Annotated in this window: 25 protein-coding genes; 22 read left to right on the top strand and 3 right to left on the bottom strand. The window is 68.6% G+C overall.

All coding sequences use genetic code 11. The features are described 5' to 3' along the window. Positions 1 to 266 precede the first annotated feature (266 nt). The 6 genes from ACQPYS_RS10340 to ACQPYS_RS10315 all read left to right on the top strand — a co-directional run bounded on the left by ACQPYS_RS10340 (position 267) and on the right by ACQPYS_RS10315 (position 5083). The gene (locus tag ACQPYS_RS10340; RefSeq protein ID WP_433492415.1) at positions 267 to 596 is read left to right on the top strand and encodes a hypothetical protein; all 330 of its coding nucleotides are present in this window, start codon (positions 267 to 269) and stop codon (positions 594 to 596) included. A gap of 7 nt (positions 597 to 603) precedes the next feature. Further along, entirely contained in the window at positions 604 to 2064 is a 1461-nt protein-coding gene (locus ACQPYS_RS10335) for an aminotransferase class I/II-fold pyridoxal phosphate-dependent enzyme (RefSeq protein WP_433492414.1), read from the top strand. Between the two features lie 60 nt (positions 2065 to 2124). After that, positions 2125 to 2259: a hypothetical protein gene (locus ACQPYS_RS10330; protein ID WP_281179733.1), complete on the top strand. Its 135-nt coding sequence runs from the start codon at positions 2125 to 2127 to the stop codon at positions 2257 to 2259. 397 nt (positions 2260 to 2656) lie between these two features. After that, positions 2657 to 3223: a dihydrofolate reductase family protein gene (locus ACQPYS_RS10325; RefSeq protein ID WP_431941421.1), complete on the top strand. Its 567-nt coding sequence runs from the start codon at positions 2657 to 2659 to the stop codon at positions 3221 to 3223. 247 nt (positions 3224 to 3470) lie between these two features. After that, positions 3471 to 4151, top strand: coding sequence for a DUF3558 family protein (locus ACQPYS_RS10320; RefSeq protein ID WP_433492413.1), 681 nt, complete (start codon positions 3471 to 3473; stop codon positions 4149 to 4151). 113 nt (positions 4152 to 4264) lie between these two features. Further along, on the top strand, positions 4265 to 5083 hold the full coding sequence (locus ACQPYS_RS10315) for an APH(3'') family aminoglycoside O-phosphotransferase (RefSeq protein WP_433492412.1): 819 nt from the start codon (positions 4265 to 4267) through the stop codon (positions 5081 to 5083). Between the two features lie 58 nt (positions 5084 to 5141). On the opposite strand, the gene ACQPYS_RS10310 is transcribed toward ACQPYS_RS10315, so the two are convergent. Beyond that, positions 5142 to 5948 carry an aminoglycoside 3'-phosphotransferase gene (locus ACQPYS_RS10310; protein ID WP_433492411.1) on the bottom strand — a complete coding sequence of 269 codons (807 nt, stop codon included), beginning with the start codon at positions 5946 to 5948 and terminating at the stop codon, positions 5142 to 5144. 419 nt (positions 5949 to 6367) lie between these two features. On the opposite strand from ACQPYS_RS10310, the gene ACQPYS_RS10305 reads away from it, so the two are divergent. From ACQPYS_RS10305 to ACQPYS_RS10285, 5 genes are all read left to right on the top strand, one after another. Continuing rightward, entirely contained in the window at positions 6368 to 8542 is a 2175-nt protein-coding gene (locus ACQPYS_RS10305) for an acyltransferase family protein (protein ID WP_433492410.1), read from the top strand. 178 nt (positions 8543 to 8720) lie between these two features. Further along, entirely contained in the window at positions 8721 to 9371 is a 651-nt protein-coding gene (locus ACQPYS_RS10300) for an ABC transporter permease (protein WP_063036017.1), read from the top strand. Beyond that, the gene (locus tag ACQPYS_RS10295) at positions 9364 to 10539 is read left to right on the top strand and encodes an ABC transporter ATP-binding protein (protein WP_433492409.1); all 1176 of its coding nucleotides are present in this window, start codon (positions 9364 to 9366) and stop codon (positions 10537 to 10539) included. The genes ACQPYS_RS10300 and ACQPYS_RS10295 overlap by 8 nt, the downstream gene beginning before the upstream one ends. Beyond that, positions 10536 to 11315 (top strand): ABC transporter permease, encoded by a 780-nt coding sequence (locus tag ACQPYS_RS10290; protein ID WP_063036015.1) that lies wholly within the window; start codon positions 10536 to 10538, stop codon positions 11313 to 11315. The genes ACQPYS_RS10295 and ACQPYS_RS10290 overlap by 4 nt, the downstream gene beginning before the upstream one ends. Continuing rightward, positions 11312 to 12289: a glycine betaine ABC transporter substrate-binding protein gene (locus ACQPYS_RS10285; RefSeq protein WP_433492408.1), complete on the top strand. Its 978-nt coding sequence runs from the start codon at positions 11312 to 11314 to the stop codon at positions 12287 to 12289. The genes ACQPYS_RS10290 and ACQPYS_RS10285 overlap by 4 nt, the downstream gene beginning before the upstream one ends. Positions 12290 to 12580: 291 nt before the next feature. Here ACQPYS_RS10285 and ACQPYS_RS10280 read toward each other — a convergent pair whose 3' ends face one another. Both ACQPYS_RS10280 and ACQPYS_RS10275 read right to left on the bottom strand, forming a co-directional pair. Then, positions 12581 to 13201 carry a TetR/AcrR family transcriptional regulator gene (locus ACQPYS_RS10280; RefSeq protein WP_433492407.1) on the bottom strand — a complete coding sequence of 207 codons (621 nt, stop codon included), beginning with the start codon at positions 13199 to 13201 and terminating at the stop codon, positions 12581 to 12583. 103 nt (positions 13202 to 13304) lie between these two features. Further along, positions 13305 to 14528 carry a cytochrome P450 gene (locus ACQPYS_RS10275; RefSeq protein ID WP_433492406.1) on the bottom strand — a complete coding sequence of 408 codons (1224 nt, stop codon included), beginning with the start codon at positions 14526 to 14528 and terminating at the stop codon, positions 13305 to 13307. Between the two features lie 227 nt (positions 14529 to 14755). On the opposite strand from ACQPYS_RS10275, the gene ACQPYS_RS10270 reads away from it, so the two are divergent. From ACQPYS_RS10270 to ACQPYS_RS10220, 11 genes are all read left to right on the top strand, one after another. Further along, a complete protein-coding gene (locus ACQPYS_RS10270; protein WP_431941433.1) occupies positions 14756 to 15391 on the top strand; it encodes a histidine phosphatase family protein in 636 nt (211 codons plus the stop codon). 170 nt (positions 15392 to 15561) lie between these two features. Continuing rightward, on the top strand, positions 15562 to 15906 hold the full coding sequence (locus ACQPYS_RS10265) for a YnfA family protein (RefSeq protein WP_063036010.1): 345 nt from the start codon (positions 15562 to 15564) through the stop codon (positions 15904 to 15906). Between the two features lie 223 nt (positions 15907 to 16129). Further along, positions 16130 to 17455: a bifunctional o-acetylhomoserine/o-acetylserine sulfhydrylase gene (locus tag ACQPYS_RS10260; RefSeq protein ID WP_063036009.1), complete on the top strand. Its 1326-nt coding sequence runs from the start codon at positions 16130 to 16132 to the stop codon at positions 17453 to 17455. A gap of 166 nt (positions 17456 to 17621) precedes the next feature. Next, positions 17622 to 18050, top strand: a complete 429-nt coding sequence (locus ACQPYS_RS10255) for a hypothetical protein (protein WP_433492405.1) — start codon at positions 17622 to 17624, stop codon at positions 18048 to 18050. 524 nt (positions 18051 to 18574) lie between these two features. Next, a complete protein-coding gene (locus ACQPYS_RS10250) occupies positions 18575 to 18760 on the top strand; it encodes a hypothetical protein (protein ID WP_063036008.1) in 186 nt (61 codons plus the stop codon). Beyond that, complete coding sequence (locus ACQPYS_RS10245) at positions 18757 to 18846, top strand: potassium-transporting ATPase subunit F (protein WP_433492404.1); 90 nt, start codon at positions 18757 to 18759, stop codon at positions 18844 to 18846. Before ACQPYS_RS10250 ends, ACQPYS_RS10245 begins: the two co-directional genes overlap by 4 nt. After that, positions 18847 to 20520 (top strand): potassium-transporting ATPase subunit KdpA, encoded by a 1674-nt coding sequence (gene kdpA / locus ACQPYS_RS10240; protein ID WP_433492403.1) that lies wholly within the window; start codon positions 18847 to 18849, stop codon positions 20518 to 20520. Further along, the gene (gene kdpB, locus ACQPYS_RS10235; protein WP_433492402.1) at positions 20520 to 22664 is read left to right on the top strand and encodes a potassium-transporting ATPase subunit KdpB; all 2145 of its coding nucleotides are present in this window, start codon (positions 20520 to 20522) and stop codon (positions 22662 to 22664) included. The genes kdpA and kdpB overlap by 1 nt, the downstream gene beginning before the upstream one ends. A 1-nt stretch (position 22665) precedes the next feature. Next, positions 22666 to 23610: a potassium-transporting ATPase subunit C gene (locus ACQPYS_RS10230; protein ID WP_433492401.1), complete on the top strand. Its 945-nt coding sequence runs from the start codon at positions 22666 to 22668 to the stop codon at positions 23608 to 23610. A 28-nt stretch (positions 23611 to 23638) separates the two neighbouring features. Next, positions 23639 to 26188, top strand: a complete 2550-nt coding sequence (locus tag ACQPYS_RS10225) for an ATP-binding protein (RefSeq protein ID WP_433492400.1) — start codon at positions 23639 to 23641, stop codon at positions 26186 to 26188. Next, positions 26185 to 26904 carry a response regulator gene (locus ACQPYS_RS10220; RefSeq protein WP_063036002.1) on the top strand — a complete coding sequence of 240 codons (720 nt, stop codon included), beginning with the start codon at positions 26185 to 26187 and terminating at the stop codon, positions 26902 to 26904. The genes ACQPYS_RS10225 and ACQPYS_RS10220 overlap by 4 nt, the downstream gene beginning before the upstream one ends. Positions 26905 to 26910 lie beyond the last annotated feature (6 nt).

Here is a 26910-nt window from a genome sequence, read left to right as displayed (position 1 = left end):
CGCAACCGCCGCTCCCGGGCCGGCCTCCGGAGCCACAACCGCCCGTCCCCAGCCCGTCCCCGGAGCCACCGCCGGTACCACCCGAACCGCCCGCACCCGGGCCGGCGCCGGACCGCCCACCCCTCCCCGACCCCGGGCACCCGGTCCCGCCGCCCCCTTTCCCGGCCGGGTGAATTGGACAAGGCCCGCCCCCGCGCCGGTGATTCAACCGCCGTTCAGCGGGTATTCGGGGCAACGTCCCTGGTCGCAGGCTCGACAGGAAGGACATGACCATGGTCGCCGGAAACAACGATTCGAATCCGAGCCATCCCCCGAGTGAGCATCGTTTCCCCGACAACGCACGGACGACCCGTTCGCACGCCGGAGAAACCATCGAAGACCGCCGCAACTGGCCGGGCATCATTCTCGGCGCCATCGGCATCGTCCTGGTGGCGCTGACCCTCACCGCCGCCGGTTACGGCTTCGCCGGCTGGGCGGTGATCGCCGGAATCATCGGCGTGATCTGCCTGATCGCCGGCGGGCTGATCGTGGTCGCCGAACACCGCCGCGTCAAACTCGAAGAAGGCGCGACCCTGCGCGAGCCACGTGGCCACTGAGCGCCGCATGGACCACTCACGAGCGCCGTTGCTCGACGCGCTCGGCGAATATCAGCGGCTCGGCCGGTACGGCTTCACGCCCCCGGGGCATCGCCGGGGGCGTGGCGTGGACGAAAGGGTGGCGGCGATCATCGGCGCGGACGTGTTCCGCGCCGATGTGCTGGCCGCCCCGGGCGTCGACGACCGCTTGGCCCGCGGTGGCTACCTGTCCCGCGCCGAGGAGCTGATGGCCGACGCGGTGGGCGCGGACCAGACCTTCTTCGCCACCTGTGGCAGCTCGCTGTCGGTGAAGGCGGCCATGATGGCCGTCGCGGGCGGTAGCGACAACGGCTTGCTGGTGGCCCGCGACAGCCACAAATCGATCGCGGCCGGGCTCATCTTCTCGGGTGTGCTGCCGCGCTGGATCACCCCGCGCTGGGATGCCGAACGCCATCTGTCGCATCCGCCGTCGCCGGAGCAGGTCCGTCAGGCGTGGGAGAAATACCCGGACGCGGCAGGCGCGCTGATCGTCAGTCCCAGCCCGTACGGGACCTGCGCCGATATCGCGGGGATCGCCCGGGTATGCCACGAACGCGGCAAACCCCTCATCGTGGACGAGGCCTGGGGCGCCCATCTGCCCTTCCACCCCGACCTGCCGACCTGGGCGATGGATGTGGGCGCCGATATCTGTGTGGTGAGCGTGCACAAAATGGGCGGCGGGTTCGAACAGAGCTCGGTCTTCCACGTGCAGGGTGACCTGGTGGATCCGGTCCGCCTGCGCCACTGCGTCGATCTGCTCATGACCACGAGCCCGAATGTGCTGATCTATTCGGCACTGGACGGATGGCGCCGCCAAATGGTCGAGCGCGGACACGATCTGCTCGATGCCGCGCTGCGCACCGCGCGCCGCACCCGGGCCGAGCTGAACAGTATCCCCGGCATCCAGGTCATGGAGAACGAACTGCTCGGCGCGGAGGCCTCGCACGATCTGGATCGGCTCCAGGTGCTGCTGGATGTCTCCGGGACCGGTGCCACCGGCTACGACGCCGAGGACTGGCTGCGCCGGGAACGCTTGATCGATATGGGTCTCAGCGATCACCGGCGGACCCTCGCGACCATGTCCTACGCCGACGACGACGAGACGGCCGATATGCTCATCGAGGCGATCGGCGATTGGCGGGCCCAGCTGACCGACGCGAATCCCCCGCAGGATCTCTGTCTCCCCACACCGCACGAACTGCAGCTGGACACCGCGATACCGCCCCGCGACGCGTTCTTCGGCTCCACCGAGATGGTGCCCGTGGCGGCGGCAGCCGGCCGGGTCGCGGCCGAACAGCTCACGCCCTATCCACCCGGTATTTCCGTGGTGGTGCCCGGGGAACGCCTCGACCAGGGGGTGCTGGACTATCTGCGCACCGGCCATGAGATCGGGCTGAACATCCCCGATGCCACCGACCCGGAGCTCAAAACGGTCCGCGTCGTGGCGTGAGCGCACCGGCCCGCGACAACACGCTGGTTGAAGCCGCCGGACCCGGGTAGGCGCGCAGCTATGGAACTTCTCGTCATTCTCGCGATCGCGATACTGGTCGCCGTGGTGGTCGGGTTCCGGTGGTTGAAGGGGCAGACTCCGAGTACCCGCAATGCTCCGGACAACGAAGGCAACCCGCACCGCGACGACGAGTGACCCGCCGGACCGCGCTGTCCTGCCACGATGCGTTGGCTCCGAAGCGGGGTCGAGGCGAGGCAGGCAGCGAGCCGGAGTCACCGCCCCGGGGCCTAAATGGGAGATGACAGCGGGAGTGCTCATAGCCCGCGGTAGCGATGCCCTGGTGACCGATTCCGACGGCACCATACACAAACTCCGGTCCCGTGGCCGCCAACCCGATCATTGTCCCAGAATCTCCTGAAGCTGATATCCACCTCGCAACAGTGAAGAGCGCACCGGCGGAGGGTACTGCCGCGCGCACACCTGACAAGATCAGATCAAGGCAGGAGGCCCCGGCGCCGGCCCTCTCTACAAGGAATCGACAATCCCGTGTGGCGTCGCGATTAGTTTTGTCCTCCGGAGCAGTCTGATCTCCATGGGCACTCTCATCTATGGCTTCAACGTCTCGGTGGACGGGTACATCGCCGACGCGCAAGGCAATCTCGACTGGTCCGATCCGAGCGATGAGCTCCTCCAGTACTGGAACGACTTCGAGCGGGAGACCGCCCTGGCGTTCTACGGGCGGCGGCTCTATGAACTGATGTCCGCGTACTGGCCGACCGCCGACCAGGCTCCGGACGCCACCCCGCGGACTGTCGATTTCGCCCGCATCTGGCGCGATATGCCCAAAGTCGTGTTCTCACGCACGCTGGAGTCGGTCGACTGGAACTCCCGTCTGGAACGCGGCGACCCGGTCGAGGTGGTGAAGAAACTGAAAGCCGAAACCGACGGCAGGCTGGAGGTGGCCGGCGCGACGCTGGCCGCACCGATTGTGCGGGCCGGACTGGTGGACGAGTACCGGATCATGCTCACGCCCACCGCAGTGGGCGGCGGCACGCCGTTCTTCCCGACACTGCCGTCATGGATATCGCTGCGCCTGTTGGAGAACCGCACCTTCCCGGGCGGCACGGTCCTGCTGCGCTACGAGGCGAAAGGCGACTGACACAGCCGGGCGCTCTCCCGTCACAGTGGGAAGCGACCGAGAGCGTCTCCGAGAAATTTCCGGATCGAGGGCGCCGGTGCGGCGGCCGGATCGTCTGCGGAACCGATTAGGTCAGGGAACACATCGCGTTGCAGGCGGCTGTTCTGGAGCACTCCGGCGAACTCCTCGGCGAACTGTGTGGGATGCCGGTGGTCGATACCCGGGATCACCAGGGTCGGTACGGTCAGCGCCGGAGATCTGATGGTGCGTGGAACGCGCGGTCGCGGCCAACGGCGGCTGCGGCGGCGATACTGTCTCTATCCCGACTCGTAAAGGAACTGGCTTGCCGAGATTCACCCGACGGCATCTTGCCGCGATCGCTCCGGTCGCGGCCGCGGTCCTACTCGCCGGAGCAGGATGCTCCAGCGCCGACAACGGAACCTCACCCACTACCCCACCGGCGACGAGCCCAGCAAGCGCGGCGAACTCCACAACAGCTGCCGCACCGAGCGTGAGCCCGGTCTCGGGCCTGGATATTTGTGCCTTGCTGACATCGGACGAAGTGGCGGATATCCTCGGCACCCCGGGCCTGGCCCCGCAACGCACGATCAACGACAAGACCGGCCGAGTGGTTGCGGAATCCTGCAATTGGGGTACGGAAACAGCGGGGCTGGTCTCGGTGAGCTGGATGCACGAGCCGATCCCGGCATGGGGTGAAGACGCACAATCACGGGCCTTCGGCGACGCGATCGGCCTGCGGGTCGCCGTGAACGCCTGGGCCGGAAAAGGCTGCACCGTGTTCGCCGAAAAGACGGGTGGCAATATCGGAATCAACATCATCCCCTCCGATAAGTACCTGACCGAAAGGCCATCGAGCCCGGGAGACGATATCTGCGACCGCAACAAATCGACGATCGTGGCAGCGTTCGAACGGGCGCGGCCCGCGTAACGCCCGATCCGCGCCGCCACAGGACATCCACCGTGAGGGGCGACTCCGAGACAAGGTCCGGACGCCGCCTTCGGGCGGACGAGCGCGGAGCCGGGCTGGTTATAGTGGCCGGAATGAGTGACGGCCACGACCTGCGAACATTACTGGTGAGTGCGGGATACCGCATCGAAGACTGGTCACCTGTCACCACCGGCGAGTCGGGCGCCACAGTCTTCCGCAACGCGGACGCCACCCGATACGCCAAATGCGTTCCGGCCGCGGACGCCGCCGTTCTGAAGGCGGAGCACGACCGGGTGGAGTGGCTGGCCGACCAGCGCGTGCCGGGCCCGCGGGTGCTCGAATGGCACTCCGGCCAGGCGGGAGCACTGCTGGTGACCAGTGCCGTCCCCGGCGTTTCCGCGGATCGACTATCGGCGGCGGACCTCCACGCCGCCTGGCCACACATCGCCGCCGCGGTGCGCGGGCTGCACGGCCTACCGGCGCGACGGTGCCCGTTCGACCGTGGCCTCGACACGATGGTCGCCGTGGCACGTGATGTCGTCGGCCGCGATGCCGTGAACCCGGAGTTCCTTCCCGTCGAGCAGCAGCACACGCCGCCCGAAGAGCTGCTGGCCCGCCTCGAACCCGAGATCGCGCGGATGCGGGCCCGGGAGGCTGTGGACGCGGTCGTCTGTCACGGAGACCTGTGCCTGCCCAATATCGTCGTGGACCCCGAAACGCTGAAGGTATCCGGATTCATCGACCTGGGCCGTCTCGGATCGGCCGATCGTTATGCCGATCTGGCGCTCCTACTCGCCAACTCGCGAGAAACGTGGGAGGACGAGGCACAGGCGCTGGCCGCGGACACCCTGTTCGCGAACAGGTACGGCCTCGTCCTGGACCGGGACCGCTTGGACTTCTACCTGCACCTCGACCCCCTCACCTGGGGATGAGGAGGAGCCGGACCGGACCGCGAGACCAGCGGTCTCATCGGTCTCGGCGCACGGATGTTCAGGCCATATCCCACAGCAGGCGGTAGTAATCGATGCGCTCGGGGTCCGGCTCGACCCCGTACGCCTCGTACAAGATCCCGTCGTATCCCGGGCCGTAATTCCACTCGGTACTCCATGCCGCGACCGCGAGGTCGGCCCACCGGTCGCCCACTCCCAGCGAGCCGAGATCCACATGCGCGGCGAACCCGCCGTCGTCGTGTAACAACGTGTTCGGAACGCACGCGTCACCGTGGCAGACGACGAGCCGGTCGACCGTGGGCGGGTCGCCGATGCGTGCCCGGGCTTCCGCCACGTTCAGCTGCCGATACTCGGGCGACCGGTCGGCCGGTCCCAGCCCTTCGGCGATCCGCTCATCGGCGCGCACGAGTCGTGTTCCGACACTCCACTCGAACGGGCATCGGTCGACGGGTAGGCGGTCGTGCAGCAGGCGCAACCCCGCGCCGATCGCGGCCGCCGCTGTCGCCGGTTCCGCGACCCACCGGGGCTCCACCGCGGAGCGTCCGGCCACTTCCGCCGTGACCAACCACGCGCCCTCGTTGTCGGCCCCGTGCTCGAGGACTCGGGGAACGGTCACCCACTGCCGCGCCCAGCCCAGCCGCTCCGCCTCACCGAGCAGATCGATCTCCGGTGTGCCCGCGGCAACCCATTTGGCGTACCTGATCACCTCACCTTCCAGGCGGAACGTCAGACCTCCGAGTTCATTACGCCACACCGGGGTTATCGTGTCGGCACCGGCGAGCGCCTCGACCACCTCGGGTACCTCCACGGGACCGTTCGGAATCTCAGCGGTGACAGGACGGTTCATCCGGTAATCGTGCCTTCCGACCCACGCAGGTGGCAAATGTGTCGAACGTTTGCTCCGCCGATTCGTCCAAAAGATTCGCCGTGTTCGTGGCACAGTGCGGCCAGAGGCCGTTCGATCGCGGAGATTCGACCTGGGGAAATGAGAATTCGGGCAGGGCCGCGACTGCGTTCGATCCTCGACAATTCGCCAGTTTTTCCACTCTCCGTTGCCGTCGACTGCTCGGCAGAAGCCTCGGCTTTCATCCGCGCCACGGCATCGACCGTCATGGACACAACACTTTCCACCGCTGCTCGGACACACCCCGGATTCGTCGAGTTGTTCTGGAATGGCGTCGAGCGCGGCCAGGAGAACCCGAACAGGAATATCGCACGCGGTGCGTTGTCGTGACAATACCGACACGACCGACAACAATGCTGCCCATGACCGTGGCGGTCGGCAGCGAATTAGGTGATCGGCGTGCGGACCGGGGCGATAATGCGGTGCCGCGAAGATACTTTCGGCCCGATATCGAAGGACTGAGAGCAGTCGCCGTGGTGGCCGTCGTGCTATTTCACGCCGGAATGCCCGGGGTCGGTGGCGGATTCGTCGGCGTGGATATCTTTTTCGTCATTTCCGGCTTTCTCGTCACCGGAATCCTTTATCGCGAAACGGCGACCACGGGCACTGTCGGCCTGGCCCGGTTCTACGGCGCGCGGGCCCGGCGACTGCTCCCCGCGGCAGGTATTGTCCTCGTCACCACCGCGGTGGCAGCCGCCGTGCTGCTGCCACCCCTGCAGGCCCGCCGGGTACTCGGCGACGGAATCGCCAGTGCGCTCTACGCCGGGAACTACCGGTTCGCACTGCGCGGCACCGACTACCTGGCCGGCGATACGCTCCCGTCGCCGTTTCAACACTTCTGGTCGCTCGCTGTGGAAGAACAGTTCTATCTGCTCTGGCCGGTACTGATCGCCGCGACGGCGTGGGTCGCGCGCCGCCGCCGACCCGGGGCGACCTTACCGCGGCCGTATCCGGTCGTTCTCGTGCTCGTCGCCGCGTTCTCCTTCGCGACCTCGCTGAGCTGGACCGGCACGCTCCCATCGTGGGCGTTCTTCTCGCTGCCCGCCCGGGCCTGGGAGCTGGCCGCCGGGGGCGTGATCGCGCTGTCGGCGCCGATGTGGTCCCGGCTGCCGAGATTTCCGGCCGCTCTCGCCGGCTGGGTCGGGATGCTGCTGATCATCGCCGCGTGCACCTGGTTCGACGAGCACACCCGGTATCCCGGAACCGCCGCGCTGCTGCCCGTCGCAGGGACGGTACTGGTGATCATTTCCGGCTGTGCGACTCCACGGTTCGGTGTCGGACGCGGGCTGGCATTCGGCCCGATACGAGCGATCGGCCGCGGGTCCTACTCGTGGTACCTGTGGCACTGGCCGGTGCTACTACTCGCGCCCTGGGTGGTCGGCCATCCGCTCGGGCTCGGTGGTTCGCTGGGCGCGGTGACGATCGCGGGTGGGCTCGCCATGCTCACGCTATGGCTGGTCGAGAATCCGGCCCGTTTCGCCGTTCCCCTACGCGGTTCGGCCGCGCGCAGCCTCGCCTGTGGCGGCGCGATCACGGTTATCGCCGCCGGCGTGGCGCTCGCACTGCTCGTACTCACGCCGGTGCCGACCGGCCGCGGTACGGCAGCACCGGCCCTTGCCCTCACCGCACCCACCGCACCGGTCGCACCGGTCGCACCGACTTCGGACCCCGGTGAGGCGGCGGTCCGGCAGCAGGTCGACCAAGCGCAGGCCGCTATTGCCGCGTCTGCCGCAATCGGCCCTGTCCCTTCGAATCTCACCCCCTCGCTCGCCGACGCGGCCGGGAGCAAGGCGGACGTGTTCGTGAACGGCTGTGTACGGTCCTGGCGAGATGTGGGTCAGGCCGAATGTGCCTCCGGCGATCCGGACTCGGCCACCACGGTGGCCCTGGTCGGCGATTCCCATGCCGCGATGTGGCAGCCGGCGTTCGAGCAGATCACCGCGACGCGACACTGGCGGCTGGAGACCATGGCAAAGGTCACCTGCCCGCTGATGGACCTGCCTATCACCAGTCCCTACCTGGGCCGGGAGTACACCGAATGCGAGCAGTGGCGCGGCGAGATCGTGGCCCGGCTACAAGCCGAGCGACCGCGATTGATCGTGGTGAGCATGTCCCGGCGCTACGGTGCCGACTTCGGCTTCGTCTCCTACGACCCGGCCTGGATCGACAGCCTGCACCGCCTGGTCGCCCGGCTGCGCGCGACCGGCGCGGCCGTACTGGTGCTGGGCTCGATCCCCGACCCGCACACCGATGTCCCGATATGTCTCTCCGGACATCTCGACGATGCCGCGGCCTGCGCCCCGGCCCGACCGGATGCGCTCGACGACGCCGGTATCGCGGCCGAGCGGGCGGCGACCATCGGCGGTGGCGGACAATACGCCGATCTGACCTCGCTGTTCTGCACCCCTTCCGATTGTCCCCTCGTCATCGGGGACAATCTGGTCTTCCGCGACGACAACCACCTCACCGTCGGTTACGCCGAAACGCTCGCACCGATCATCGGCGCACTCACCGACCGCGCGCTCGCCCGCAACTGATCCGCGCGGGGCGCCGATCCGGCCGTTCGTCGTGTGCCGTCGTCACCGTGCGAACCGTCTCCCGCGGTAATCGGGCGCCGCGTCGCCGTCCCGACGGCCGCACGTCCTCCGGGAAAACCCGTCCGGGCGCGGCGAGGTCGCGATAGCCTCGCTGGAGGCCGGAACGGGAGGTCGGATCCTGGATACGTGGTGGAGCTTCGTCGTGGAACGACGGCATCAGCTCTTCGTCGACTCCTATCTGCACGTCTCGGCGGTCGTGCAGTCCCTGCTCATCGCGACGGTGGTGGCGGTGGCCGTGGGTGTCGCGGTGTACCGGAGCCCGCTCGGCTCGGCGGCCGCGACCGCCGCGGCCGGGACCATCCTGACGGTGCCGTCCTTCGCCCTGCTCGGGCTGCTCATTCCCCTGATGGGCCTGGGTGTCGCGCCGACGGTGACCGCGCTGGTGCTCTACGCGCTGCTGCCGATCCTGCGCAACACTCTCGTCGGACTCTCCGCCGTGGATACCGCGGTGGTGGATGCCGCGCGCGGGGTGGGGATGAACCGGTGGCGGGTGCTCGCCGCGATCGAGTTGCCGTTGGCCTGGCCGTCGATCCTGACCGGGATGCGGGTGAGCACCCAGTTGATCATGGGCATTCTGGCCCTGGCCGCCTACGCGAAGGGTCCGGGCCTGGGGAATCTGATCTTCTCCGGGCTGGCCCGGCTCGGCAGCCCCAACGCGGTACCGCAGGCGCTCACGGGCACCGTGCTGATCGTCGCACTCGCCCTGGTCCTCGACGGGATCTTCGTCCTCGTCGGACATTTCACCATTTCGAGGGGAATCCGTGACTGATTCGGCGAACCGCACCGCCGCGACGGCGGTGTCCGGGGTCGAGATCGTGCTCGACGCCGTCACCAAAAAGTTTCCGGGACAGCAGGCTCCGGCCGTCGACGCGGTATCGATGATCATACCGGCGGGTGAGATCGTGGTCCTGGTCGGACCGTCGGGCTGCGGGAAGACCACCACCATGCGGATGATCAACCGGCTGATCGAGCCCACCTCCGGCACGGTGACCATCGACGGCCGCGACGCCGCCGGGATCGACCCCGACCGGTTACGCCGCGGTATCGGGTACTCCATCCAGCAGGCGGGTCTCTTCCCGCATATGACCGTCGCGCGGAACATCGCGACAGTCCCGGGGTTGATCGGTTGGGATCGCAAGCGGATCGCCGCGCGCACCGACGAGATGCTGGAACTGGTCGGGCTGGATCCCGAAACCTACCGGCGCCGGTATCCGCGCCGGCTGTCCGGCGGGCAGCAGCAGCGGGTGGGAGTCGCGCGGGCACTGGCCGCCGACCCGCCGATCCTGCTGATGGACGAGCCCTTCGGCGCCGTGGACCCGATCACCCGGGGCCTGCTCCAGGACGAACTGCTCCGGTTACAGGCCGAACTGGGCAAGACGATCGTGTTCGTCACCCACGATTTCAACGAGGCGGTGAAACTCGGTGACCGGATCGCGGTTCTGGGCGACCGCTCCCGGGTCCTGCAGTACGACCGGCCGGCCGCGATCCTGGCCGACCCGGCGGACGAGACCGTCGCCGGATTCGCCGGCTCCGATGCCGCCCTCAAACAGCTGACTCTCACCCGGATCCGGGAGGTTCCGCTCGGGGAATGCGCCACGGTCACCGAGGACGCCCCGGTCGAGGTGGCGCGGGCAGCGATCGGGGGCGGGGCCCGCGCCCTGGTGCTCGACACCGCGGGGCGGCCGCTGCGCTGGATCACCGTCGCCGACCTCGCCCACGCCGACTCGGTCGGCGGGGCCGGGACCCCGATCGAGACCCTGCCCGCCGAATCGACTCTCCAGGAAGGATTGGCGGCGCTGCTCGGTGACCGGAACGCGACCGCGGTGGTCACCGGCGCGGACGGAAAGTACGCGGGACTGATCACGATCGACACACTGGTCGGCCACCTGGCCGGACTGCGGACCGAAACCGGCACGGCGACGGATGTGCCGGCATGACCACCCTGGTGGCATCCGCGGTTCCGGGGCGGCACTCGGCGCAGTGGCGCGCCGACCGGCTCCGGCTGCTGGTCCAGCCGGTGCTCGTCGTACTGCTCACCACGGGAGTCCTGGTGTGGGCGTTCCGGCGCGACCTGACCGTCACCCAGCAGGCGAGCCTCAATGCCGGCAATATCGCCACCGTCACCTGGCAGCACATCCTGATCACCGCCACGGTGGTGGTGCTCGTCGTCGTGGTCGCGGTCCCGCTGGGCACCCTGCTCACCAGGCCCGGCTACCGTCGGCTCGCGCCGGTCGTCGTCGGTATCGCCAATATCGGCGCCTCCGCACCGGCGATCGGGCTGATCGTGCTGTTCTACCTCGCCACCCGCACCACCGGCTTCTGGATCGGGGTGGCGCCGATCGCGTTCTATTCGCTGCTGCCGGTCCTGCGCAACACCATCCTCGGCTACCAGGAAGTCGATCCGACGCTGGTGGATGCCGGGCGCGGCCAGGGTATGTCGGCGGGGACCGTCCTGCGCCGGATCGAATTCCCGCTCGCTGTCCCCTACATTCTGGCCGGCCTGCGCACCTCGCTGGTGCTGGCCGTCGGCACCGCCACGCTGTCGTTCCTGGTCAGCGCGGGCGGGTTGGGGATTCTGATCGATACCGGTTACAAACTGCGCGATAATGTCACGCTGGTTGTCGGCGCGGTGCTCGCGGTGGCGCTGGCCCTGCTGGTGGACTGGCTGGGCGCGGTGGCGGAGCGATTCCTCGGCCCGCGGGGGCTGCGATGAAAGCCGTCCGATCGTCCCGGCTGCTGCTCCTGGCGGTGGTACTGCTGCTGGCCGGATGCGGTCTCCAGGCCGGGAGCTCGGTACCGCTCCCGGTCGGGCCCGGCAGTATCCGCCCGGTCCCGGAGCTCGCGGGTGTCACCGTCACGGTGGGCTCCAAGGATTTCACCGAACAGAACATTCTCGGTTACATCATCGAATACGCGCTGGTCGCGGCCGGGGCCGAAGTCCGGGACCTCACCAATATCCAGGGCTCCAACAGTCTGCGCGACGCCCAGGTCGAGGGTCGAATCGATATCGCCTACGACTACACCGGCACCGGCTGGGTCAACTATCTCGGCAACGAGAAGCCGGTCCCGGACGAACAGGGCCAGTTCGCCGCGGTACGCGACGCGGACCTGGCCGCACACGACATGATGTGGACGGCGATGGCACCCATGAACAACACCTACGCGCTGGCGACCGCGCGGCGGACGGCGGAACGCACCGGCACCTGGACCCTGTCGGACTACGCGCGCCTGGTCGCCACCGACCCCGCCGCGGCGAGTATCTGCGTGGGTACCGAGTTCAATGTGCGCCAGGACGGCTTCCCCGGCCTCACCCGCGCCTACGGCATCGACGGCGGGCAGATGCCCAAGCGGATCGTCCAGGACGCCGTGGTCTATCAGGCGACCGCCGACGCCACGCAGTGTGGATTCGGATCGGTCGCGGCCACCGACGGTCGTATCCCCGGACTCGACCTGGTCCTGCTGCTCGACGACCGCTCCTTCTTCCCCAAGTACAATGCCGCTCTGGTGATGCGTGCGGATTTCGCCCAGGCGCATCCGCGGATCGCCGAGGTCATGGCACCCATCTCCCGGTTGCTGACCAACGAGTCGATCACGGAACTGAACCGGCAGGTCGATGTCGAGGGTCGTGAGCCCGCGGAGGTGGCGCGCGACTGGATGGTCGCGCGGGGTTTCGTCACCGAGGAGTGAACAGCCGGGCGAGGAGAGGGTGAATGGTCGCTCCGGACGGTCCGGCGTTCAACGAGCCGGAATGGGCGCGGGCGCACTGGACCCGGCATCAGCGCATCCGGCGGCTCGGCCACGAGGTGCTCGCGGCGACCCGCCAGGACCCGGGGTACGAACCGGTCGATACCACGCAACTGGGCCGCTGGTCCCGCAGTCTCGCCGGGCTGGGAGAGCCGCGGTCGAGCACGGGTACCGGGCGACCGGTTCGTTCGTCGTCTGTCCCTACGGCGAACCCGGGTCGCGAGTTACCCGAAATCAGCACCGGCCGGTCGCCGTCCCGGGTGCGGCCGGGTCTCCGGCCGCCGGAGCCGTGCCCAGCAGGAACGGAAGCAGGAAATCGCGCAGCAGGGCGCGCTCCTCGTCCGCGGTGGCGGGTGGCAGCGTCAGCAGGGAGATCATCACCCGGACCGCCCACCGGCCCAGCCGATCCGCCGCCGCCGCGGACAGATCCGGGCGCAAACGCGTGACGAAGACCGCGACCAGTTCGTCGATCACCTCCGAGGAATCCGACAGTCGCGCCACGATTCCGGCGTTCGCGGGTTCGAACCAGACGGCCAGATGCGGGGTTCTCCGTGCCTCGGCCAGGGTGGCGGTCATCCCGTCGAGCAGGAGTTCGGCCCGGTCCGGGCCGTCCAGCCGCCGGTCGCGCCAGATCCGGGCAAGGAGCTGGGTGGCCTCCCGGCCGGCGAAGGCTACATACAACGCCTGCCGGTTGGCGAAGTAGCGGTAGAGCGTCGCCCGCGAACAGCCCGCCGCCTCGGCCACCTCGGCCATGCCGACCGTGCCGGCGCCCTTGTCTATGACCAGGGCACGTACCGCGTCGAGAATCCGTTCCGCGGCCAGTTCGGTCCGCCCGCCGGCCAGCCAGTCCGTCATCGCACGGCTCCGGCGAGTCCGGCGCCGGGTCTCCGGTCACCGTTCAGCGCGCGGGACGCGTTGACGGCGCGGATCCGGAGCAGCGGCGCAGTGCCCCGATCGGTCACGCCGCGCACCGGAAGGGCACGCTGGTCGGCCGCCGGACGTACGGTCCGGGGGCGTAGGTGACCGCGTCGATATCGACGTGGTGGTCCGGGAAACGCGCCAGCAGTTCCTCCAATGCCACCCGCGCCTGCATACGGGCCGCGGCCGCGCCCAGGCAGTGATGCGGTCCGTGGCCGAAGGTCATGATGCGCTGTGGGTTGCGCTCGATATCGAGTTCGGCGGCATCGGCGCCGAAGACCCGTTCGTCGCGATTCGCCGAGCCGTACACGAGCAGCACCTTACGGCCCGCGGGAATCGTCACGCCGTCCAACTCCACCGGACGGGTGGTGGTCCGGGCCAAACCCTGTACCGGAGAAGTGAGCCGGGCGAACTCCTCGATCGCCGTCTGGATGCCCTCCGGATCGGTGGCCAGCGCCGCGCGCTGCTCCGGGTAGCGCTGCAACAGTTGCACCGCCCCGCCGAGCAGGCCAGTGGTGGTGTCGTTACCGCCGGCGACCATGGTCCAGGTGTAGGCCAGGATCTGGACCAGGCCGTCCACATCGGCGTCGTCGGCCCCGATACCGGCCTGGACGAGCAGCGACACCGTATCGTCGCCCGGATCGGTACGCCGGCGTTTGATCAGCTCGGCGAAATAACCCAGCATCTCCATCGACGCGGCCTGCGCGTCCGCCGTGCGCTGGGTACCGGCCGCGACCACGGCGTCGGTCCAGCCGTCGAAACGGGAACGGTCCTCCTCTGGAACCCCGAGATAGTGCGCGACCACCATGGTCGGCAGCGGTTTGAACAGGTCGGCCACGATATCGCCGCCACCGTCGGTGGCCAGCCGGTCCAGCCGATCCCGGACGAACCGGCGCACCACCGGTTCCACCTCGGTGACCTGACGCGGGGTGAAGCCGCGGGCGACCAGTTTGCGGAACTCGGTGTGCTCGGGCGGATCCTGCATCACCATCGGCGGGTTTCCGGTGAGCCCGATCTGTTCGAGCTCACCGTATTCCACCGTCAGCCCCGCGCCCGAGGAGAAGGCGCCGGTGTCCCGGGCGGCGGCATACACGTGTTCGTGCCGGGTGAGTACCCAGTAGTCGTTGTCCGGGCGGTCCGCGGGGACGACGCGGTGCACCGGATCGTGATCGCGCAGCGCCGCGTACATGGACCAGGGCTCGCGCCAGGTGTCACCGGAGCGCAATTCGAACCGGACCCGATCATGAAACGTATCTGCCAACATGTATCGACAGTAAGACAGATATATACTTTTGTCTTCCCCCTTTCTTCTGCGGAGCGCGGACGGACACCGACCGAGCGCGGTGATGATCGGCCGCCCCACCGGTGGTTCGCTTGTGATCTCCGACGCCATCCGGCAGCGGATGCAGGGATCGGCGCGAGCCGGGAGATAGTTGTATCGACTAATTCGACGCCGTAACCGCCGCACACACCGGATCTCTCCGAGGAGACATGCAGAACTTCTACGTGGTGAGCCACCCGCACGCAGAACACACCGAAGCCGATCTGGTCGGCGGCTGGCACAACTCCCGCCTGACCGCGGCCGGTCGACTGGATGCACATTCGATCGCCGACGAGCTCCGACGCCGCAGCGACCCGTCACGGCCTATTCGAGTCACAACCTCCGACCTGCTCCGGTGTGCCGAAACCGCGGGAATCCTCGGGGCGACGCTCGGCGCCCCGGTCGCCACAGATCCGCGTCTGCGCGAGATCAGCTTCGGCGAAGCCGAAGGCCGGCCGAACGAGTGGCTCGCACAGCGACAGGTCCCCGCACCGGACCACGACAGACTCGACCACCGCGGCCCCATCCGTGGTGCCGAAACCCGGCGCGAGGTCGCCACCCGGGTCGGCGCCTGCACCCGTGAGTTGATGACCGATATCGGCCACGATCATGTCGTGGTCACGCACGGATACGCACTCACCTTCGTCATCACCAGCTGGATGCAGATACCGGTCGACGCAGTCGGTTTCGCCTCCTTCGCGACGGCACCGGGCGCGATCACCCATCTACGCCTCGACGACTACTGGCGCAACCGCACCCTGCTCCGCCTCGCAGAAACCGCCCACCTGCACACCGACCGGACTTGATCACCGGATTCAGGCGAAATCGGCTACCCGGAGCACGATATGGGGACGGCCACATCCGCCGGCGACGCACTGTCCGGATGGTGCTGTACGGTGTTCGTCCCGCGCTACCGCTCACGGTGCCCACCCACGGCCCGTCCGGTGTGCCCGAGGGTCTCGTAGGCTCGGCTCCCATGAGCGTTATCCGGTCGATCCTGCTGTTCGCTGTCGCCGCCCTCGCCGAGATCGGCGGCGCCTGGCTGGTGTGGCAGGGTGTGCGCGAACATCGCGGCTGGGCCTGGATCGGCGGGGGCGTGATCGCGCTGGGGCTGTACGGATTCGTCGCCACCCTGCAACCCGACGCGAACTTCGGCCGGATCCTCGCCGCGTACGGCGGGGTGTTCGTCGCCGGCTCGCTGCTCTGGGCCATGGCACTCGACGGATTCCGGCCGGATCGCTGGGATATCACCGGGGCACTGTTCTGCCTGGCCGGAGTCGCGATCATCATGTACGCCCCGCGCGGCGTCGCGGCCGGATGAGCGCACCGGCCCGAACGGCGGAAAGCAGCGCGCGGGGCCCGCCACCACGGCATGATTGGAATCTGCGCGAATAAAACCGTGGCCATTTCCGAGGGCCACCCCTAGCGTGAACGAGCCGCAGCGGCGCATCCGGCCGCGGCAGGCCGGAAAAGCGTGCTGCCTGTGGCACATTCGCTGTGTCCGGCGCGCTCGTCCCGTTCCTCACCTACAGGAGAACTCAGCGATGACCGAAACCACCCCGCCGGCCGATCCGTCCGCCGGTTGGAGCTTCGAGACCAAGCAGATCCACGTCGGCCAGGACCCCGACGCGAGCACCAACGCCCGGGCCCTCCCGATCTACCAGACCACCTCCTACACCTTCCGCGACACGGCGCACGCCGCGGCGCTGTTCGGGCTGGCGGAGCCGGGCAATATCTACACCCGGATCATGAACCCGACCCAGGATGCGGTCGAACAGCGGATCGCGGCGCTCGAAGGCGGGGTCGCGGCGCTGCTGCTGTCCTCGGGGCAGGCGGCGGAGACTCTGGCGATCCTGAACATCGCCGGCGCCGGTGACCACATCGTCTCCAGCCCCCGGCTCTACGGCGGCACCTACAACCTGTTCCACTACACGCTGCCCAAACTGGGTATCGAGGTGTCCTTCGTCGAGGATCCCGACGATCTCGACCAGTGGCGTGCCGCGATCCGGCCGAACACCAAGGCCTTCTACGGCGAGACGATATCCAACCCGCAGAACCACATCTTCGACATTCCCGGTATCGCCGAGGTCGCGCACGGCGCGGGCCTGCCGTTGATCGTGGACAACACGGTCGCGACCCCGTATCTGATCCAGCCCCTCGCGCACGGCGCCGATATCGTCGTCCATTCGGCGACCAAGTACCTCGGCGGCCACGGTGCCGCGATCGCGGGTGTGATCGTCGACGGCGGCACCTTCGACTGGACGGTCCGCGGCGCCGACGGCCCCCGCTTCCCGGGCTTCACCGAACCCGACCCGAGCTACCACGGCGCCGTGTTCGCCGACCTCGGCGCTCCGGCCTTCGCGCTCAAGGCGCGCGTCCAACTGCTGCGCGACCTCGGTACCGCGATCGCACCGTTCAACGCGTTCCTGATCAGCCAGGGCCTGGAGACGCTGAGCCTACGGATGGAACGGCACGTCCAGAACGCGCAGGCGGTCGCCGAATTCCTCACCGAGCGGCCGGAGGTCACCTCGGTGTCCTACGCGGGACTGCCGTCCTCCTCCTGGTACGAGCGGGGTAAGCAGTTGGCGCCCAAGGGCGCCGGTGCGGTCGTCGGTTTCGAACTGGCCGGCGGTGTCGACGCGGGCAAGAAGTTCGTGGACGCGCTGACCCTGCACAGCCATGTCGCCAATATCGGCGATGTCCGTTCGCTGGTCATCCATCCCGCCTCGACCACCCACTCCCAGCTGACCCCGGACGAGCAGCTCAGCTCGGGTGTCACGCCGGGGCTGGTGCGCCTGGCGGTGGGGATCGAAGGGATCGAGGACATCCTCGCCGATCTGCGGACCGGGTTCGCGGCCGCCGCAGTGTAATTCGCGGGACTCGAGTTCCTCGGGGCCGGATCCGCCAGTCGGCGGGTCCGGCCTTTCGCTCTCTCCGGCCCCCACGACCACATCACCGATTCCCGCCGCGCGTAACAACTATCGATAGCCGATCGATCTGCGAGTGATTCACACCACTTAATCGAAGGTCGAGAGGATGCTCATGAAGACACTCTGCGTATGCGTGATCACGGCGGCCGCGGCGGTACTCGTCGCCTGTGGTTCCCCCGAACCGGATACGGCGTCCTACACGGCTGTCGCGTCGGCCGTGCCGGTCCGGATCACCACCGTCACACTCACCGCGCCCGCGCCACAATCGGCCGCGGCGCCCACGGTCGCGAATACCGCGGCCCGCGTACCGATGCCCTCGGTCGTGTGTATGAATCTGCAGGCGGCACAGGACCTCATCCAGACGGCCGGGGTCTTCTACTCCCGGAGCGAGGACGCCACCGGCCGGGGCCGGTCCCAGGTGGTGGACCGCAACTGGGTGGTGGTCTCGCAGAGACCGGCGCCCGGCACACCGATCGGCGAAGGCGACGCCGTGCTGTCGGTGGTCAAGGTGGGCGAACCGACCGACTGCTACTGAGACCGCGCGCGGCGGGCCTGCCGCTTCCCGGCCGGAAGCGGCAGGCCCGCCGCGCTCCCGGCGTCATCGGACGGGGACGCACGGGGTGCCCGACGAATACACGTGCAGGACGCACCGCACGGCCAGGATGACGGCCTGGACGAGTTCGAACGGTTGGTAGGCGTACGGGTGCATGGGCGATCCTCCGTTGTCCGTGCCGGGGCAGATCCGATCAGACGGGGCGTGGCGAACACATACGCTTCCTCTACAGCGTGCGCCCGCGGTGCCGTGTCGCGGACGGATTCGCGGATACCGCTGCTCATAGACTTCACAGACCGCCCTGCCCGCGTTGGACCGGGTAGGAAGCACCCCTCGGTAGCGAGTTCGATCGTTCGGTGGCCGGCTTGCCGGTGGCGACACACATAGCGGAACACAACAGTTCCCCAAGAGACAACGACCGTAGCGACACACGACACATCAGGCAGCCGACAAGCGCAAAAAAGGCGTCAATGCAGGCACGCGGCCCGTAAAGGACCCGTCAATGTGTGCGGACCACAGACCGCGCGGCTCGTAATTTCGATCCGGTTCGGCAGCAGCGGCCGATCGGCCGTATCGCGCTGCCCCAGGTTTTCGGAACGGAGGCGGAAGTGTCGATCCTGACCTTTCTCGTGGTCACGGTCGCGGTGTTCGGTGTGCTCGGATTCGTGCAGCGAATGGTGGAGCGCCTGTGAACATCGTCAATGCCGTGGGGTTGGTCCTGGCCGTTGCGGTAACCGCGTTCCTGATGGCCGCCCTGCTGTTCCCCGAGAGGTTCTGAGTGAGTACCACCACCGCCGGGCTGCTGTTCGTCGCCGCCCTGGTGATCGCGCTGGCTCTGGTGCACGTGCCCCTCGGGGACTACATATATCGCGTCTACACCCGCACCGGGCATTCCCGCGTCGAACGGGGGATCTACCGGCTCATCGGCGCCGATCCCGACCGTGAACAGACCTGGGGTGGGTACGCCCGCAGCGTGCTCGCCTTCTCCGCGATCGGCCTGCTGTTCCTGTACTTCCTGCTCCTGGTGCAGGACAGATTGCCGCTCGTGCCCGCCGGCCCGGGCACACCGATGACCGCAGCCCTGGCCTGGAATACGGCGGTCAGTTTCGTCACCAACACCAACTGGCAGAACTATGCGGGCGAATCGACCCTCGGTCATATAGCGCAGGCGGGCGGACTCTCGGTCCAGAATTTCGTCTCGGGCGCGGTCGGTATGGCCGTGGCGATGGCGTTCGTTCGTGGATTCGCCCGGTCGCGCACCGGAACCCTGGGGAACTTCTGGGTCGACCTGGTGCGCGGCACCCTGCGCATCCTGCTACCCCTCGCGACCGTATCGGCCGTGGCGCTGATCGCGGGCGGCGTGATCCAGAATCTACGCCTGCACGATCAGGTGGCCACTACGCTCGGCGGCGCACCGCAGACGCTGCCGGGCGGGCCGGTCGCGAGCCAGGAGGCGATCAAGAATCTGGGTACCAACGGTGGCGGTTTCTACAACGCCAACGCGGCTCATCCCTTCGAGAACCCGGCCACCTGGACCAACTGGCTGGAGATCTTCCTGCTCATGGTCATCGCCTTCTCGCTGCCGCGCGCCTTCGGGCGCCTGGTCGGCAGTCCGCGGCAAGGTTACGCCGTCACCGCCGTGATGGCCGTGCTCGCACTGCTGAGCATCGGATTGGTCAATGTGTTCCAGCTCCAGCACCACGGCACCGTGCCGGCCGCGGTCGGAGCGGCGACCGAGGGCGTCGAACAACGCTTCGGCGTGGCGAATTCGGCGACCTTCGCCGGCGCCACCACGCTCACCTCCACCGGAGCCGTCGATTCCATGCACGACTCCTACACCGGCCTCGGCGGCATGGTTCTCCTGTTCAACATGCAGTTGGGCGAGGTCGCGCCGGGCGGCGTAGGGTCCGGGCTGTACGGGTTGCTCGTCCTGGCGGTGATCACCGTCTTCGTCGCCGGGCTGATGGTCGGGCGGACACCGGAGTATCTCGGCAAGAAGATCACACCCCGCGAGATCAAGCTCGCCGCGGGATACTTCCTCGTCACGCCGGTGATCGTGCTGACCGGCACCGCCGTGTCCATGGCGCTGCCCGGACCGCGCGAGTCCATGCTGAACTCCGGGCCGCACGGACTTTCCGAGGTGCTCTACGCGTTCACCTCGGCCGGTAACAACAACGGGTCGGCGTTCGCCGGCCTGTCCGGCAACACGGACTGGTTCAACACCGCGCTCGGCCTGGCCATGCTCTTCGGCCGCTTCCTACCGATGATCCTGGTACTCGCGTTGGCCGGTTCGCTCGTCCGCCAGGGCAGCACACCGGAATCCGACGGGACACTGCCCACCCATCGACCACAGTTCGTCGGCCTGGTTGTCGGCGTCACGCTGATCCTGGTCGCGCTCACCTTCCTGCCCGCGCTGGCGCTCGGGCCGCTCGCGGAGGGGCTCCACCACTGATGTCCACCCACACGCTCGAATCACCCGGTTCGGCAGGTCCGAAGTCCACGAACAAAGCGGTTCGTGGTGGTCTGCCGGCCCCGCGGATGTTGCTGAGATCGCTGCCCCAGGCGCTGCGGAAACTCGACCCCCGGACACTCTGGCGCAATCCGGTGATGTTCATCGTGGAGATCGGCGCCGTCTGGGCGACCGTGCTCACGATCGCGGAGCCCACCTTCTTCGGCTGGGCCGTCGTGGCGTGGCTGTGGCTGACGGTGGTCTTCGCCAACCTGGCCGAGGCGGTCGCCGAAGGCCGCGGCAAGGCGCAGGCCGACACCCTGCGCAAGGCCAAGGCCGATACCGTCGCCCGGCGGCTGCGCGAGTGGACGCCGGGCGGACCCCTTACCGAAGAGCCGATCCCGGCGCCGGAGTTGCGGCGCGGCGATCATGTCGTGATCGAAGCGGGACAGGTCGTCCCGGGCGACGGGGACGTGGTCGAGGGAATCGCCTCGGTGGACGAATCCGCCATCACCGGCGAATCCGCGCCGGTGATCCGGGAATCCGGCGGCGACCGGTCCGCGGTCACCGGCGGGACCACGGTGCTGTCGGACCGTATCGTCGTCCGGATCACCCAGGAACCGGGGCAGAGCTTCATCGACAAGATGATCGCCCTGGTGGAGGGCGCGGCCCGGCAGAAGACGCCCAACGAGATCGCGCTCAACATCCTGCTGGCGGCTCTCACCATCATCTTCGTGGTCGCGGTGGTGACACTGCAGCCGCTGGCGATCTACTCGAAGGCCGGTAACCCTGGGGTGCCCGACGGGCTGGCGCTGGGCGCCCACGGGGTCACCGGGATCGTGTTGGTCTCGCTGCTGGTGTGCCTGATCCCCACCACCATCGGCGCCCTGCTCTCGGCCATCGGTATCGCGGGAATGGACCGGCTGGTCCAGCGCAATGTGCTGGCCATGTCCGGTCGCGCGGTCGAGGCGGCCGGGGATGTGAACACCCTGCTGCTGGACAAGACCGGCACGATCACCCTCGGCAACCGGCAGGCTGCGGATTTCATCCCCCTCACCGGGGTGGACGCCGCCCGGCTGGCCGACGCGGCGCAGCTGTCCAGCCTCGCCGACGAGACCCCGGAGGGCCGGTCGATCGTGGTCTACGCCAAGAATGCGCACGGCCTACGGGAACGCACGCCCGGCGAACTCGCCCACGCGCAGTGGGTTCCGTTCAGCGCGACCACCCGGATGTCCGGTGTGGATGTGGATTCCCATCAGCTCCGCAAAGGTGCGGCCAATTCGGTATCCGACTGGATCCGCAGCCGGGGCGGCACAGTGCCCGTCGAACTGGGCACCGTGGTCGACGGTATCTCCGCGGCGGGCGGTACCCCCCTGGTGGTCGGCGAGGTCCTCGACGGTGATGCCCGTGTGCTCGGCGTCATCCATCTGAAGGACGTCGTGAAGCAGGGCATGCGGGAACGGTTCGACGAAATGCGCCGGATGGGTATCCGCACCGTCATGATCACCGGGGACAATCCGCGGACCGCGGGGGCCATCGCCGACGAGGCCGGGGTGGACGATTTCCTCGCCGAGGCCACGCCGGAGGACAAACTGGAACTGATCAAACGCGAGCAGGCGGGCGGGCGGCTGGTCGCCATGACCGGGGACGGTACCAATGACGCCCCGGCCCTGGCCCAGGCCGATGTCGGGGTCGCCATGAACACCGGGACCTCGGCGGCCAAAGAAGCCGGGAACATGGTGGATCTGGATTCCGACCCCACCAAGCTGATCGAGATCGTGGAGATCGGCAAACAGCTGCTCATCACGCGCGGGGCACTGACCACCTTCTCGATCGCCAACGATATCGCGAAGTACTTCGCGATCATCCCGGCCCTGTTCGTCGGGCTGTTCCCCGGTCTCGACCTGCTGAACGTCATGCGCCTGGCCAGTCCACAATCGGCGATCCTGTCGGCGGTGATCTTCAACGCGCTGGTCATCGTGGCGCTGATACCGCTGGCCCTGCGCGGTGTGCGGTACACACCCGGGAGCGCGTCGAGTCTGCTGACCCGCAACCTGTCGGTCTACGGGCTGGGTGGGATCGTCGCGCCGTTCCTCGGGATCAAGCTCATCGACCTGATCGTCCACTATCTGCCCGGGATGTCCTGATATGCCTCTCTCCGATCTGATCCGTCAGCATCTGGCGGCGCTGCGCGCCCTCCTGGTGCTGACCCTGGTGACCGGTCTGCTCTATCCGGCCGGGGTCTGGGCGGTCGGGCAGTTGCCCGGCCTGCGCGACAAAGCCGACGGTTCACTCATCGAAACCGACGGCCGCGTCGTCGGCAGCTCGCTGATCGGCCAGTCGTTCACCGACGCCGACGGCGCGCCCATCGCGTGGTACTTCCAGAGCAGGCCGTCGGCGGCCGGCGCCGGCTACGACGGACTGGCTTCCGGCGGGAGCAATCTCGGCCCGGAAGATGTGGTCGATACGCCCGCCGACCCGGCCTTGCTCGCCGCCGGCGACGATCCGGAAACAGCCGGTTTCGCGCCGAGCCTGCTGACTCGGGTGTGTACCCGGAGCCGGGAGATCGGCGCGCGGGAGAACGTGGACGGGGCACGACCGTTCTGTACCCCGGGCGGTGTCGGCGCGGTTCTGGCCGTGCTGGGCACTTTCCATCACGACGGGACGGTGACACCCGAACGAGTGGTCAGCGTCAACGAACCCTGCCCCACCCGCCCCGGCGCCGCACCGGCGGTGTTCGCGACCGAGTACCAGGGCGTCCGGATCGAATGCGCCCGCTACGGCGAGGACTACTCGGCCGGGCGGATCGTGCCGGTGGCCGGGGACGCTCCCGCGGAACCGGCGGTCCCCGCCGACGCGGTGACCGGCAGCGGCAGCGGTCTGGACCCGCACATCTCCCCCGCCTACGCCGATATCCAGGTGCGCCGGGTCGCTGCGGCCCGGGGCGTCGATCCGGCGGCGGTGCGCGAGGTGGTGGCGGCGCATACGGCGGGCCGCGACCTGGGATTCCTCGGTGAACCCCGGGTGAACGTGCTCGAACTCAATCTCGACCTGGACCGCCGCTATCCCGCTCCCGCCGCGGACGGCGCGTGATCGGAGTGTGGGATGACATGATGCCGACGTGAGCACGACACCCGACCGCACCCCGGGTGAGCTGCGCATCTATCTCGGCGCGGCCCCCGGGGTCGGGAAAACGTATGCGATGCTCGGCGAGGCACATCGCCGGCTCGACCGCGGCCAGGACGTGGTGGCCGCGATCGTCGAGACACACGGGCGCGCGCAGACCGCGGAACTGCTCGAGGGCCTCGAGCAACTGCCCCGCATCGCGATTCCCTATCGCGGGACGGTGCAGTACGAACTGGATGTGGACGCGGTCCTGCGGCGGCGACCCGAACTGGTGCTGGTGGACGAACTGGCCCACACCAACACCCCGGGCAGCCGCAACCGTAAACGCTACGAGGATGTGCAGGAGTTGCTGGCCGCCGGGATCGATGTGGTCTCGACGGTCAACATCCAGCATCTGGAGGGCCTCAACGATGTGGTCGAGCAGATCACCGGCGTCGTCCAGCGCGAGACCGTACCGGACTCGGTGGTCCGCGCCGCCGACCAGATCGAACTGGTCGATATCGCCCCGGAGGCACTGCAGCGGCGGATCGGCCTCGGCAATGTCTACGCACCGGACCAGGCCGATGCCGCACTCGCCCACTACTTCCGGCGCGGCAACCTCACCGCGCTACGCGAGCTGGCGCTGCTCTGGCTGGCCGACCAGGTGGACGCGGCTCTCGCGAAGTATCGCGCCGACCACCGGATCACCGATACCTGGGAGACCCGGGAGCGAGTGGTCGTGGCGGTCACCGGCGGCCGGGAATCGGAGACGCTGGTCCGGCGGGCCGCGCGGATCGCGGCCAAGTCCAGTGCCGAACTGCTCGTCCTCCATGTGGTCCGCGGCGACGGGTTGACCGGTGTGGCGGCGCCGCAGATGGCGTCGGTTCGGGAACTCGCCGCCCATCTGGGCGCCGAACTGCACACGGTGGTTGGTGACGAGGTGCCCGCCGCCCTGCTCGATTTCGCGCGCACCGTCAATGCGACCCAGCTGGTAGTGGGCACCTCCCGCCGCTCCCGCTGGGCGCGGATGGTGGACGAGGGCATCGGTGCGGAGGTGGTGCAGCGCTCCGGCAAGATCGACGTGCACATGGTGACCCACGAGGCGGCCGGCCGTCGGCGCCGCCGGCGGCGGCCGCGGCCCCGGACGCGCCGGACAGCGGCCTGGGTCGCCGCGTTCGTGGTGCCCTCGGCGATCTCGGCACTGCTCGCGTCCTGGCTCGACCGCTACCTCGATCTGGTGAGCGAAAGCGCGCTGTACTTCGTCGCGGTGCTGGCTGTCGCCCTGTTCGGCGGCGTCCTGCCGGCGATCGCCGCCGCGCTGCTCGCCGGGCTGCTGCTCAACGTCCTGTTCACCGATCCGCGCTACAGCGTCACCATTCAGGAACCGAACAGTTTCCTGCCCGCGGTGCTGCTGCTGGTCGTCGCGGTCGCGGTGGCGATCCTCGTCGATACCGCCGCCCGGCGGGCCGAACAGGCCGGTCAGGCATCCCGGGAAGCCGAACTGCTGACCCTGTTCGCGGGCTCGGTACTGCGCGGCGCCGATCTGACCGCGCTGCTGGACCGCCTGCGCCGGACCTACGCCCAGCGGGCGGTAAGTCTGCGGCACCACACCGACGGGGTGATCGCCGCGGTGGGCACCGACCCGCCCGAACGCGCCGATACCGCCGACACCGCGGTGGAAGTGAGCGACGGCGACTACTGGCTGCTCCTGGGTGGACCGACCCTGCGCGCCCGGGACCGGCGCGTCCTGGAAGCGGTCGCCAACCAGGCCGTGGGACTCGTCCAGCGGCAGCAGCTCACCGAGGAGGCCAATCAGGCGGCCGCGCTCGCGGAGGCCGACCGGTTGCGGCGTGATCTGCTCTCCGCGGTGAGCCACGATCTGCGCACTCCGCTGGCCGCGGTCAAGGCCGCCGTGTCGAGCCTGCGCTCCGACGATGTCGAGTTCTCCCCCGAGGACCGCGCCGAACTCCTGGCCACCGTGGAGGAATCGGCGGATCAGCTCACCTCGCTGGTCGGCAACCTGCTCGATTCGTCACGGCTGGCAGCCGGCGTGGTGCGGCCGCGGATACAGCCGGTGTACCTGGACGAAGTCGTGCACCGGGCGCTGGTCAGCGTGGGGGTCAGCCCGCGTGGGGCCCGCCGCGGTTCCCTCGACCGGGTGACGGTCCAGGTGGGGGCGGTGGCGGTACGGGCCGACGCCGACCTGCTGGAGCGCATCCTGGCCAATCTGATCGACAACGCGCTGCGCTATGGCGCGGGCTCCCCGGTGAAGGTGGATGCCACCACGGCCGACGGGCGGGTGATCGTCCGGGTCGTCGATCATGGACCCGGTCTGCCCGGCATCGATTCCGAGCGGGTGTTCGATCAGTTCCAGCAGCTGGGCGACCGGGACAACACCAGCGGGCTGGGGCTCGGGCTCTCGGTGGTGCGGGGGTTCGCGGTCGCCATGGGCGGCGTCGTCACCGCCACCGACACCCCCGGGGGTGGGCTGACGGTCACCGTCGACCTGGCGGTCGCGCCCGGTAACGTCGACGAGGACATACCGGCGACGGAGGTGCGGCGATGAAAACTCCCCCGGAGCAGGATGCCGGACCGGCCGCGGACGCGACCGTCCTCGTGGTGGACGACGAACCGCAGATCCTGCGCGCCATGCGGATCAATCTGTCGGTGCGCGGATACGAGGTGGTCACCGCGTCCACCGGCGCGGGCGCGCTCCGCGCGGCCACCGAACGCCGGCCCGACGTGGTGGTCCTCGACCTCGGGTTGCCCGATATCGACGGTATCGAGGTGCTGGCCGGGTTGCGAGGCTGGTCCCGGGTGCCGGTGATCGTGCTCTCCGCCCGCACCGATTCGGCCGACAAGGTGGACGCCCTCGACGCCGGCGCCGACGACTACATCACCAAACCGTTCGGCATGGACGAGTTCCTGGCCCGGTTGCGCGCCGCCCTGCGGCGCGCGGCGGCCTCGGCCGAAACCGACGAGCCGGTGGTGGTGACCGATTCGTTCACCGTCGACCTGTCGGCGAAGAAGGTCCTCAAGGGCGGCATCGAGGTGCATCTGACCCCCACCGAGTGGGGGGTGCTGGAGATGTTGGTACGCAATCGCGGCAAATTGGTGGGCCGCTCCGAGCTGCTGCGCGAGGTGTGGGGGCCGGCCTATCAGACCGAAACCCACTACCTCCGCGTCTATATGGCCCAATTGCGGCGCAAACTCGAAGACGACCCGTCCCGTCCACGGCATCTGCTGACCGAACCGGGTATGGGACACCGGTTCCGGCAGTAGCGCCGC

The sequence above is a fragment of the Nocardia grenadensis genome, assembly GCF_050942415.1.
GTDB lineage: Bacteria > Actinomycetota > Actinomycetes > Mycobacteriales > Mycobacteriaceae > Nocardia > Nocardia grenadensis.
Note: the sequence above shows the minus strand (reverse complement) of the source record. Positions and strands in the feature narration are given on the sequence as shown.